Genomic DNA, 12,382 nt, shown 5'->3' on the forward strand with positions numbered 1-12,382 from the left:
CACCCCACGGCACGGTTACGGACGGAAGCCAGGCTTCCGGTATCGGCCAAACAGGCGGCAAGAGTAGCTACCGGTGGTTCATCGTAGCCCTCCTGTTCTTTGCTACAACGATCAACTACCTGGATCGACAGGTAATCAGTCTGTTGAAACCCATTCTCGAAAAAGAATTTAGCTGGACCGAATCCGACTACGCCAACATTGTGACCGTGTTCACCTTCTTCTACGGTGGCAGTACCCTGTTTGTGGGCTATCTGATCGATAAAATCGGCACCAAGATTGGCTATATCGGGGCTATTTTCGTGTGGAGTCTGGCGGCCATGGGGCATGCCCTGGCGGGCGGTACGTTTGGTTTCATGGTGGCGCGGGCGCTGCTGGGTTTTGGCGAGGCCGGTAACTTCCCGGCGTCGATCAAGACGGTTGCCGAGTGGTTCCCGAAGAAAGAGCGGGCCCTGGCCGTAGGTATCTTCAACTCGGGCGCTAACATCGGGGCCGTGGCGGCTCCTGCCGTAGTGCCCTGGCTGGCACTCATCGGCGGCTGGCAGATGGCCTTCATCGTAACGGGTGCGCTGGGTTTTATCTGGATCATTGTCTGGTGGCTTTACTACGAAGTACCGGCCCGTCATCGGCGCGTTAGTCCGTCAGAACTGGCTTATATTACGTCGGATGCCGCATCGACCGACATCATTGGCGAAGAGCAACCGGCTACCCGCTACCCTATTTTTGCGAACAAGGCCATCTGGGGATTCATGGGCGGTAAGCTCCTGACCGACCCGATCTGGTGGTTTTTCCTGTTCTGGCTGCCGTCGTACCTGGCCAATATCTACAACCTTGATCTGAAAAAGCTGGGGGCTCCCCTGATGATCATTTACCTGGCCGCTACCATCGGCAGTGTCGGCGGTGGGTGGTTATCGTCGCGGCTCATCCACATTGGCTGGAACCCGACGCGGGCCCGGCAGATGGCCATGGCGTTGTTTGCCCTGTGCGTTACCCCGGTCATGCTGATCAGTCAGATGGGCAGCATGTGGCCCGTCATCGCCATTTTGTCCCTGGCCGTAGCGGCTCACCAGGCGTGGTCGGCCAACATTTTCACCGTAGCCGCCGACCAGTTTCCGAAGCAGGTGCTGAGCCGGGTGGTTGGTCTGGGAACCATGGCCGGAACGCTCGGCGGGGTTGTTTTTCCGATTGCTGTCGGGCGGATTCTGGACCACTACAAAGCCCTCAACCAACTGTCTGAAGGGTACTACATTCTGTTCTACGTTGCCGGGCTGGCTTATCTGGTAGCCTGGGGCCTGCTGTATGCCTTTGTGTTCCGTCATGCTGCTAAACGTAACGAATCCTCGTAGCAGGAATTTTATATAACGTATCTATTCGCTTTACTTCATGAATCTTGAGTTCAGTTTCCTTGATTACGCTATCATTGGGGCTTACTTCCTGATTGTCTTTGCCATCGGCTTCTATTTTGCCCGCCAGGAACGCTCCTCTACCGAGTATTTCCTGGCCGGGCGGCATGTCGGCTGGTTTGCCGTCGGTGCTTCGTTGTTTGCCTCCAATATCTCCACCGAACACTTTATCGGCCTGTCGGGTACGGGCTACGTATCGGGCCTGGCGACCGGTAATTTCGAATGGTCGGCCAGTATCTGTCTGCTGATTCTGGGCTGGGTGTTCGTGCCGTTTTACCTGAAATCGGGCGTGTTCACCATGCCGGAGTTTCTGGAACGGCGCTACTCGTCGGCCAGCCGCTGGTACCTGAGTTCGGTGTCGATTATCGCCTACATCCTGACCAAGATATCGGTGCACCTGTTTGCGGCCGGTATTCTGCTGAAGCAGGTGATGGGCTGGGACATCTACACGTCGTCCATTCTGCTGGTGGTCGTGACAGGCATCTACACCATTGCCGGTGGTATGAGTGCCGTAATCTACACGGAACTGATTCAAACATTCATTTTGCTGGTCGGGGCTATTGCGCTGACCTGGATTGGACTGGACAAAGTCGGTGGCTGGAGCGAACTGGTTGCCAACGTACCGGCCGGCCACTTCGAGATGTTCAAACCCATGAGCGATCCGGAATTTCCGTGGACGGGGGTGATCATTGCGCCCTACATCGTAGGAATCTGGTACTGGTGTACGGACCAGAGCATCGTGCAGCGGGTGCTGGCGGCCAAGAACATCGACCATGCCAAATCCGGTACGGTGATGGCGGGTTTCCTGAAAATTCTGCCGGTGTTTATTCTGGTCTTGCCGGGCCTGATTGCCTACGCGCTGCAACAGAAGGGCATGCTCCTGCCCGGTCAGAAAATCAGCCCGAACGACGTATATCCGGTCATGGTGAAAACCCTGCTGCCGTCGGGCTTCCGGGGGCTGGTGGTGGCATCGCTGCTGGCGGCTCTGATGGCGTCGCTGGCGGCCGTGTTCAACAGTGCCTCTACACTGATGACCATTGATGTGTACCAGAAATTCCGGCCGGAAGCATCAGAAAAGAGCCTGGTGAACTTTGGCCGAATCTCGACGGTCGTGCTGGTTGCGGTGAGCCTGTTCTGGGTACCGCTGGTGTCGGTACTGTCGGACCAGTTGTACGTCTACCTGCAAAGCGTGCAGGGCTACATCAGCCCACCGATTGCCTGCGTGTTTCTGGTGGGCCTGCTGTGGCCACGGGCTAACGCCAAAGGGGCCGCCGTGGTGTTGTGGACGGGATTTGTGCTGGGACTGCTTCGGTTCGTACTGGAGATTATTCATAAATCGTCGCCGTTCACGAACCCATTTCTGCGCACGGTGATCGAGATGAACTTCATGCACTTTGCCATTCTGCTGTTCGTTATCTCGATCCTGCTGCTGATTGTTGTCAGCCTGGCAACCGAACGCCCAGCGCAGGAAAAGCTCGACGGTATGACGTTCGAGTACGCCCGCAATGTGGAATTGAACGAAGAGTACAAAATTGAACGACCCGCACACCGTCAGCAAAACCTCGTGGCTTCGGCTATTCTGGGGGTGATGCTGCTGGTCTTGTGGATTGTGTTTTTCTAATACTATGGGAATGCTACAAACGATGCGTTGGTTCGGGCCGAATGACCCGGTTTCGCTGATGGACATTCGGCAGGCGGGTTGCTCCGGCGTTGTGACGGCGCTGCATCAGATTCCGGTCGGCGCAGTCTGGTCGGTGGAGGAAATCGAAAAACGAAAGCAGCTCGTCGAAGCTGACAACGACCGCTACGCACCGCTCCACTGGGCCGTGGTCGAAAGTCTGCCCGTACACGAAGCCATCAAGAAAGGAGAGCCGGAACGGGCCGGCTATATCGAGAACTACAAGCAGTCGATTCGAAACCTGGCGGCTTGTGGTATCCAAACGGTCTGTTACAACTTCATGCCCGTGCTGGACTGGTCGCGGACGAACCTGAGCTACGAAATGCCGGACGGGTCGCGGGCGCTGCGGTTCGTTTGGGAAGACTTCGCCGTGTTTGATCTGTACATCCTGAAACGACCGGGGGCGGAAGCGGATTACGAACCGGAAATCATCGAATCGGCCCGCGAAAAATTTGCGCAGATGACCCCGGAGCGGGTGCTGGAACTGTCGGCCATTGTGTTGCTCGGTCTGCCGGGATCGGAAGAAAGCTTCACGATGGATACGTTTCAGGGCCTCCTGAACGAATACGCCCGCATCGGCGATGCTGAGCTTCGCGAGCATCTGTATTACTTCATTCAGGAGGTAGCCCCGGTGGCTCAGGAAGTCGGCGTAAACCTCTGCATCCACCCCGATGATCCCCCGCGCCCGTTGCTGGGATTACCGCGGGTTGTCAGTACGGAAGCCGATCTGGCGCAGCTCATGGCCGCCTGCGACGTAACGGCCAACGGTATTACGTTCTGTACGGGTTCGCTGGGCGTTCGGCCTGACAACGATCTGCCGGGCATGATCCGGCGCTTCGGTGAGCGCATTCACTTTATCCACCTTCGGACCACAAAGCGGGAAAAAGACTCCCGAAACTTCCACGAAGCCGACCACCTGGCCGGGGATGTCGACATGTACGCCGTCGTGAAAGCGCTGGTCCTGGAACAGCAACGGCGGGAACGGCTGGGCGTAGGCGAACCGTCGATTCCCATGCGGCCGGACCACGGCCACCAGATGCTCGACGATCTGCACAAGAAGACGTATCCCGGCTACTCGGCCATCGGTCGCCTGCGCGGACTCGCTGAGCTGCGCGGATTGGAACTGGGGATTACGCGGGCGCTGGAGGAGGCTGTCATTCTTCCATCAGCGGGCGAATTAATCGCCCGTTCGTGAAAGAGTCACATTCGAAATTGAAAGAACAAATGATTACTTGTCGTGAATTGAACAGGCTGTGGGCAACGTATTTGACGGCCTTGTTTTTACTACTCTGCCAGGGTTCTGGTTACGAAGCGCGGGCCGATGACGGCTATCGGCTGTGGCTGAAATATGACCCGATTGCCAACGCATCGCAACGGGATGCGTACGCTCGGGCGATGCAGTTCATTGCGGTCAATGCAGCTACGCCAATGGTCCGGTCGGCGACCGACGAGTTGCGGATGGGCCTGCAGGGACTGTTGGGAAAGGCGGTGCCGGTAGTGACGGGTGCCGGCAGCCGAACCGGTGGGATTGTGCTGGAGGTAACGCCCGGTGTGTCGGTAGCAAACGACGAAGGCTACCGGATTGAGAAACGGCAGAACAACATTGTGATTTCGGCTAAAACCGATGCCGGTGTGCTGTACGGAACGTTTGCGCTGCTGCGTCATCTGCAAACAGGCCAGTCCATCGATCCGCTTACGCTGGTTAGCAGCCCGAAGGTGAAGTTTCGGATGCTCAACCACTGGGATAATCCAAACGGCACCATCGAACGGGGGTATGCGGGTGGGTCGCTCTGGAAATGGTACGAATTGCCCGAAACGATTGACCCACGGTATAAAGACTACGCCCGGGCCAATGCGTCGCTGGGCATCAACGGCACCGTTGTCAACAACGTCAACGCCAGCCCTCGCTTGCTGACGGGCGAATACTTGCAAAAAGTGGCGGCTCTGGCCAACGTGTTCCGGCCGTATGGAATCAAGGTTTATTTGTCCGTGTATTTCGCGGCTCCCAAAACGCTCGGTGGCCGAACGGGCGCCGGCGTAAAAACCTCCGACCCGCTCGATCCGCAGGTTCGGAAGTGGTGGGCCGACAAGATAAAGGAAATCCACCGGTACATACCCGACTTCGGTGGGTTTCTGGTGAAAGCCAACTCAGAGGGCGAGCCCGGCCCGCAGGATTACGGCCGCACCCATGCCGACGGAGCCAATATGCTGGCCGAAGCCATGAAACCCTACAACGGGATTGTGATCTGGCGGGCCTTTGTCTACAAAGCGGATCCTAAGGCCGATCGATTTAAGGCGGCTTACGAAGAGTTTACTCCGCTCGACGGGCAGTTTGACCCAAAGGTCATAGTGCAGGTGAAAAACGGTCCCATCGACTTCCAGCCCCGCGAACCGTTTTCCCCTTTATTCGGCAATATGCCCAAAACTCCGCTGGGTATGGAGTTTCAGTTGACACAGGAATACCTCGGTTTTGCGACGCACCTGGTCTACGAAGCGCCCCTGTTTAAAGAGTGCCTGGACTCCGATACCTACGTAAAGGGCAAGGGATCAACGGTTGCCAAAGTCGTGGACGGTAGTCTGCACGGCTACACACAGACGCTCATGGCGGGGGTTGCCAATACCGGCACCGACCGCAACTGGACCGGCCACCCGCTGGCGCAGGCCAACTGGTATGCCTTCGGACGGCTGGCGTGGGACCACACCCTGTCGTCGGAAGGCCTTGCTGATGAATGGGTGAAAATGACCCTGACGCGTGAGCCATCGGCCGTGAAGCGCATTACTACTATGCTGCTGAAATCACGCGACATCTACGTCGATTACAACACACCGATGGGCTTGTCGCGCCCGTGGGCTGGCGTGCATTTCGCGCCCGAACCCTGGCAGGACAAAAGCCCCCGCCCGGACTGGACAGCCGTGTATTATCACCGGGCCGATTCAGTGGGCGTAGGCTTCGACCGGACGGCCAGTGGCAGCAACGCCCTGGCGCAGTACCAACCCGAAGTACGTCGGCAGTGGGAAAACCCGCAGACCTGTCCGCTGCCGTATCTGCTGTGGTTCCACCACGTACCGTGGGGCCAGAAGCTGTCGACAGGCCGCACGCTCTGGGATGAACTCTGCACCCGTTTTTACACCGGAGCCGACTCGGTACAGTGGATGCAGCGGGAGTGGGCGCAGGTCAAACCAGCCGTCGATCCCGTCCTTCATGCCGATGTAGCCGGGCGGCTGGCTACCCAGCACCGGGAGGCTATCTGGTGGCGCGACGCCTGGGTGCTGTACCTTCAGGAATACGCCCGCAAACCCATTCCGGCCCCGTTCAAAAAGCCGGACCGTACCCTCGAAGAGGTCAAACAATTAGTCGATATCTATCTGCTGCGGTAGTAGGTATAAACAAGCGAAAACTTTTATACAAAACCCTAACTCATAAAGCCATGAGCAAAGTAGACGAATCAGCCTTGTCGAGACGGAATTTTCTGAAGACGAGCGCTCTGACTACGGCGGTTATCAGCGGTTTCCCCACGATTGTACCGGCATCCGTATTCGGTAAAAACGCACCGAGTAATCGAATCAATGTCGGCGCTATTGGCACGGGCCGTATCTCGCGGGGGCACGACATACCTGGTGTCTGGCAGTATGATAACGCCCTGATCATGGCGGTGTGTGATGTGGATAGCAAACGGGCCGAGGATGCGAAGAAACTGGTAAATGGCTATTATACGAAGAAGACGGGTAAAGACTACGACGGTGTCAAAGTCTACACGGATTACCGCGAACTGCTGACTAACAAAGATATTGACGCGGTACTGGTCAGTACGCCCGACCACTGGCACGCACCCATCGTGATTGACGCAGTACGGGCCAAAAAGGACGTGTACATGCAGAAGCCGGCGTCGCTCACCATTTCGGAGGGCCGCATGATGGCCGATGCCGTGAAGCAGTCGGGTCGGATTGTGCAGGTAGGCAGCCAGCAGCGGTCGTCGGAGCAGTTTCGGTACGCGGCTGAACTGGTACGTAACGGACGGATCGGGCAACTCAAAACGGTGTACGTTGGCTTACCCGGCGATCCGTCGGGGGACGAAGAAGCCGAAATGCCGGTGCCCAAAAACCTGAATTATGATATGTGGCTCGGCACAACGCCGGAGGTGTATTACACCGAAAAGCGGGTGCATCCGCAGGTAGGCTACGACCGGCCGGGCTGGTTACGTTGCGAACAGTTTGGCGCGGGCATGATCACCGGCTGGGGGTCGCACCACATCGACTGTGCTCACTGGGCCATGAATACCGAATTCACCGGCCCGATTGAAATTGGGGGCAAAGCTGATTTTCCGAAGAGTGGACTGTGGGATGTTCACGGCATTTTCCGGACGGAAGCCCTATACGAAAATGGCGTTCGAATGATCGTAAGCAACGAACTGCCCAACGGCATCCGGTTCGAGGGGACCGACGGCTGGGTGTTCGTGTCGCGGGGCGATGCGTCCGTTACCGCCAGCGACCCCATTGCGAAACAGAATGCAGCCAAGAAACTGGACGCCAGCGACCCCAAACTGCTCACGTCGGTGATCGGTCCGAACGAAACCCACCTGACGGTCAGCAAAGAGCACCACGGTAACTGGCTGGAAAGCATCATCAGCCGGAAAGAACCGATTGCGCCCGCCGAAATTGGCCATCGTTCCTGTTCGGCCTGCTTGCTGCACCACGCGGCCATGAAACTCAACCGAAAGCTGTACTGGGACCCGAAGGCCGAGCAGTTCAAAAACGACCCGGAAGCCAACAAGTTGCTGTCGCGCCCGCAACGAAAGGAATACGCGATCAAAATGCTGGCGAGCAACAAAGCACGTTAGTGGGTCAGCGCAAGAGGCCGTAGTCATGACCGTAACCCGAACCGTCCGGGCAACCCCGCTTAGTTCGGGTTACGGTAAGATGCACCCATATAATTTCTCGATACACATGAAACTGTTTGCTGCCGTTTACCGCTGTTTTTTGCCTATGCTCATAGTCGCCGGGAGTTCTGCGTTGGCGCAGGATGCGCAAAAGAAAGCCGCGTTTCAACTGGTTACGTTAGACCCCGGTCACTTTCATGCCGCTCTCGTGCAGAAAAGTATGTATCCGGAGGTCAGCCCTGTGGTGCGCGTATATGCGCCGGCGGGACCTGATGTCAAACTGCATCTGGACCGAATTCAGTCGTACAACAAACGACCCGAAAACCCGACGCGCTGGGACGAGAAGGTATACACGGGCAACGATTACTTCGAGAAGATGCTGACTGAGAAGGCCGGTAACGTAGTTGTCATCGCTGGAAACAATCAAAAGAAAACCGAATACATCAAAAAAGCCGTCGACGCCGGTTTCAACGTACTGGCCGATAAGCCCATGGTGATCGACGCCCGGAACTTTGATCAGTTGAAGGACGCGTTTGCCTCGGCCGCCAAAAAGAACGTACTGCTGTACGACATCATGACCGAGCGCTTCGAGATCACGACGATGCTGCAGCGCGAGTTTTCCAGGCTGCCGGCGGTCTTTGGTACGCTCGAAAAAGGGACGCCCGACAATCCGGCCGTAACGAAGGAAAGCGTTCACCACTTCTACAAATACGTATCGGGCAGCGTGCTTCAGCGGCCGGCCTGGTTCATGGACGTAGCGCAGCAGGGAGAAGGAATCGTAGACGTAACGACCCACCTGGTCGACCTGGTGCAGTGGGAATGCTTCCCGAATCAGGTCATTGACTACAAAAAAGACATCCGTCTGAACACGGCCCGCCGGTGGACGACCGACATGACCCGCAGCCAGTTCCAGACGATTACAAACCAGTCAGGTTTCCCGGATTACCTGAAAAAAGACGTAGTAAACGACACGCTGTTGAAGGTGTACAGCAACGGGGAAATCAACTACCAGCTTCGGGGTGTACACGCGAAGGTATCCGTGACCTGGGCCTACAAAGCACCGGAGGGCGCCGGTGATACCCACTATTCCATTATGCGCGGTACGAAAGCCAATCTGGTAATTCGGCAGGGCGCTGAGCAGCAGTACAAGCCAACGCTGTACATCGAGCCCCTGGCCGAAAACCCCGCTTACGAAAGCAGCCTGACTGCCGCTGTCCGAACGCTTCAGCAAAACTATCCCGGTATTGAGGTGAAAAAGCTGAAAACCGGCTGGGAGGTCATCGTTCCGGAAAAATACAAAGAGGGCCACGAAGCCCATTTCGGCCGGGTAACGGAAAACTACCTGACGTATCTGAAAGCGGGTAAGTTGCCGGACTGGGAAGTGCCTAACATGATCGCAAAATACTATACGACAACCCAGGCACTGGAGATGGCTAAAAGCGAACGAGCGAAATAGCTAACCGATTGCTCCATAATTCAAGCATCCATTCACTCTTTCGCTCATTCACTCATTAAATCATGAACGACTTACACGCAAATCGACGGAATTTTATCAAAACGGCGGCTGGCATAGTCGTAGCGCCGGCTATTCCGAATGAGTTTTTAAACCCATCAAAGCCGGTTATTGAAAGCCCGGCCCTACTCCGCCCGAACCAACACGTAGCGCCCCGAATCCGGTTTGCCGTGATCGGGGTGAACCACGGCCATATCTACGGGCAGGTGGGTGCGGTGATTCGTGGTGGTGGCGAACTGGTATCTTTCTACGCCAAAGAGCCGGATTTAGCCGCGGAGTTCGCCAAGCGCTTCCCGCAAGCCAAAGCCGCCCGCAGTGAGCAGGAAATCCTGGACGATACCTCCATACAACTCGTGCTTAGCTCTATCATTCCGGATGAACGCGCACCGCTCGGCATCCGGGTGATGAAGGCCGGTAAGGATTACATGGTCGATAAGCCCGGCATCACGACGCTGGAGCAACTGGCCGACGTCCGGAAGGTGCAGAAGGAAACGAAGCGTATCTACTCGATCATGTACAGCGAACGTCTGGAGAATCGGGCCACGGTGAAAGCGGGCGAACTGGTGAAGTCAGGTGCCATCGGCAAGGTGATTCAGACGGTAGGCCTGGGGCCGCACCGGATGAACCCCAAGAGCCGGCCCGACTGGTTTTTTGACAAAAAGCGGTTCGGCGGTATCATCTGCGATATTGCTTCCCACCAGTTCGATCAGTTTCTGTATTTTACCGGCTCCACCAATGCCGAGGTAGTAGCCTCGCAGGTCGGGAACGTGCATTATCCGCAGTACCCAAATTTCGAAGATTTTGGCGATGTCATGCTCCGGGGCAACGGCGGTACCGGCTACATCCGGGTCGACTGGTTCACGCCCGACGGCCTGAAATCGTGGGGCGACGGCCGCCTGACCATCCTGGGTACCGACGGGTTCATTGAAATCCGGAAGAACATTGACCCGGGCGGACGCGATGGGGGTAATCACCTTTTCCTGACGGATCACAAAGAAACGCGCTATATTGATTGCAGCAAGGAACCGCTGCCCTACGGCGAGCAACTGGTGAACGACGTTGTTAACCGCACCGAAACGGCTATGTCGCAGGAGCACTGCTTTCTCGCGACGGAACTGGCGCTCAAGGCCCAGAAACAAGCCAAGCGCATTGATCTGAAAGTATAACGTCTGCTGGTCTGATGAACCGATATAACGCTCTGCTGCTGGGTTTCCTGTTCCTGTGGCTGACAACCATAACCGCTGCGTGGTCGAAAGACGACGTCAACTGGAAGAAAGTGAAGGTGCTGGTCTACACCAAGAATGGGAAAGGCTATGTCCACGACAACATTCCAAACGCCGTGGAGTGCATCCGGAAGCTTGGCCAGCAATACGGTTTCAAAGTCGACGTATCGGACCAGCCAACCGTTTTCACGGAAGATAATCTGAAACAGTACACTACGCTGATTTTTCCGAGTACCAACAACGATGTATTCGACACCGATGCGCAGCGGCTGGCGTTCCGGCGCTACATCGAAGCGGGTGGCGGGTTCGTCGGCATTCACTCCGTAATGGGGACCGAACGCAACTGGTCCTGGTTCAAACGCATGATCGGCGGCACGTTCGCCTGGCACCCGCCTTTCCAGAAGATCAGGGTCAACGTAATCGACACGAAACATCCGTCGATGGCGGGGCTGCCGAAGGTGTGGGAGAAGGAAGACGAGTTCTACTTCTCGAAGGATATGTCGCCGGGGCCAACGGTCATTATGGCCAACGACCTGACGTCGCTGAACCAGGGTGAGCCGGAAAAGATCAAAATGTTTGGCGGAACCTACACACAGCTGTACCCATCGGCCTGGTACTACCATTTCGACGGCGGCTATACGTGGTGTACCACGCTCGGGCATCACAAAAAGGACTACGAAGACCCTACGTTTGTACAGCACATTTTTCAGGGCATTCGCTACGTGGCTGGGCAGGTAAAAAAGATTGATTTTAGCAAAGCCTACGCCGATTCGCGGGATACACCCATCCAATAGTGAACCGGTCTGTGCTTTTACTTACTTGGTACAATGGAACAGATAGAAACAAAAACCAACGGACAACTGGTAGACAAGCCAACCCATGCCACCGCGTTCTCACTGGAAGGCAAGCTAGCCCTGATTACGGGCGGGGGGAGTGGTATTGGCTTCGACATTGCCCGTTGCATGGTACAATCCGGGGCCAATGTGGTGATTACGGGCCGTCGTGAACAACCGCTTCAGGAAGCCACCGAAACCCTGGGTGACCGGGCGCATTTTTTGGTCAACGACGTAACGGTCCGCGAGTCGCTCGACGGGTTGGTCGAAACCATCGAAGCGACGTACGGACCCATCGATATTCTGGTTAATAACGCCGGCATTAACATGAAAAAACCGGCGCTGGAGGTTTCCGACGAGGACTTCGACCGTGTTGTGCACACCAACCTGAACTCGGTATTCAGCCTGACCAGGGCCTGTGCGCAGCGGATGGTTGATCGGGGCAGCGGTTCGATCATCATGATTTCGTCGATGGCGGCCTACTACGGGATCGACCGGGTGGCGGCCTACGCAGCGTCCAAATCTGCCGTTGAAGGGATGGTAAAAGTCCTGGCGTCGGAGTGGTCGGGGCAGGGCGTACGCGTCAATTCCATAGCGCCCGGATTCATCGAAACGGCCATGAGCAAAACCGCCATGAGTGGCGACCCCGACCGCTTTGCCCGGGCCATGCGCCGGACGCCGATGGGCAAGTTCGGCAAGCCCGAAGACATCGGCTGGGCGGCTGTGTTCCTGGCTTCGGATGCCGCCCGCTACATCACCGGGGCATCGTTGCCCGTGGATGGCGGAAATTCCATTGGGTTCTAACCGTATCGATGCCTTATCCGGGGTTTTGGAAGCGGCCTTTACCGGGATCGTTTA

The 12,382-nt window shown here is 56.6% G+C and carries 9 protein-coding genes; all 9 read left to right on the plus strand.

Annotated features, from left to right (window positions below; translation table 11 throughout):
- Positions 1 to 41 precede the first annotated feature (41 nt).
- The 9 genes from DYU11_RS07470 (at position 42) to DYU11_RS07510 (ending at position 12,328) form a co-directional block, all read left to right on the plus strand.
- Entirely contained in the window at positions 42 to 1,343 is a 1,302-nt protein-coding gene (locus DYU11_RS07470; RefSeq protein WP_119667495.1) for an MFS transporter, read from the plus strand.
- A gap of 37 nt (positions 1,344 to 1,380) precedes the next feature.
- Positions 1,381 to 3,021, plus strand: coding sequence for a sodium:solute symporter (locus DYU11_RS07475; protein WP_119667033.1), 1,641 nt, complete (start codon positions 1,381 to 1,383; stop codon positions 3,019 to 3,021).
- Between the two features lie 4 nt (positions 3,022 to 3,025).
- Complete coding sequence (gene uxuA / locus DYU11_RS07480; protein ID WP_119667034.1) at positions 3,026 to 4,273, plus strand: mannonate dehydratase; 1,248 nt, start codon at positions 3,026 to 3,028, stop codon at positions 4,271 to 4,273.
- A gap of 29 nt (positions 4,274 to 4,302) precedes the next feature.
- Positions 4,303 to 6,456: an alpha-glucuronidase family glycosyl hydrolase gene (locus DYU11_RS07485; protein WP_119667035.1), complete on the plus strand. Its 2,154-nt coding sequence runs from the start codon at positions 4,303 to 4,305 to the stop codon at positions 6,454 to 6,456.
- 50 nt (positions 6,457 to 6,506) lie between these two features.
- Positions 6,507 to 7,916, plus strand: a complete 1,410-nt coding sequence (locus tag DYU11_RS07490) for a Gfo/Idh/MocA family protein (protein WP_119667036.1) — start codon at positions 6,507 to 6,509, stop codon at positions 7,914 to 7,916.
- Between the two features lie 145 nt (positions 7,917 to 8,061).
- Positions 8,062 to 9,411 (plus strand): putative oxidoreductase C-terminal domain-containing protein, encoded by a 1,350-nt coding sequence (locus tag DYU11_RS07495; protein ID WP_229365727.1) that lies wholly within the window; start codon positions 8,062 to 8,064, stop codon positions 9,409 to 9,411.
- A 62-nt stretch (positions 9,412 to 9,473) separates the two neighbouring features.
- The gene (locus DYU11_RS07500) at positions 9,474 to 10,634 is read left to right on the plus strand and encodes a Gfo/Idh/MocA family protein (RefSeq protein ID WP_119667037.1); all 1,161 of its coding nucleotides are present in this window, start codon (positions 9,474 to 9,476) and stop codon (positions 10,632 to 10,634) included.
- A 14-nt stretch (positions 10,635 to 10,648) separates the two neighbouring features.
- Complete coding sequence (locus DYU11_RS07505; protein WP_199736688.1) at positions 10,649 to 11,485, plus strand: ThuA domain-containing protein; 837 nt, start codon at positions 10,649 to 10,651, stop codon at positions 11,483 to 11,485.
- A gap of 33 nt (positions 11,486 to 11,518) precedes the next feature.
- Entirely contained in the window at positions 11,519 to 12,328 is an 810-nt protein-coding gene (locus DYU11_RS07510) for an SDR family NAD(P)-dependent oxidoreductase (protein WP_229365728.1), read from the plus strand.
- The last annotated feature ends 54 nt before the right edge of the window (positions 12,329 to 12,382 follow it).

Source organism: Fibrisoma montanum, assembly GCF_003583365.1.
GTDB lineage: Bacteria > Bacteroidota > Bacteroidia > Cytophagales > Spirosomataceae > Fibrisoma > Fibrisoma montanum.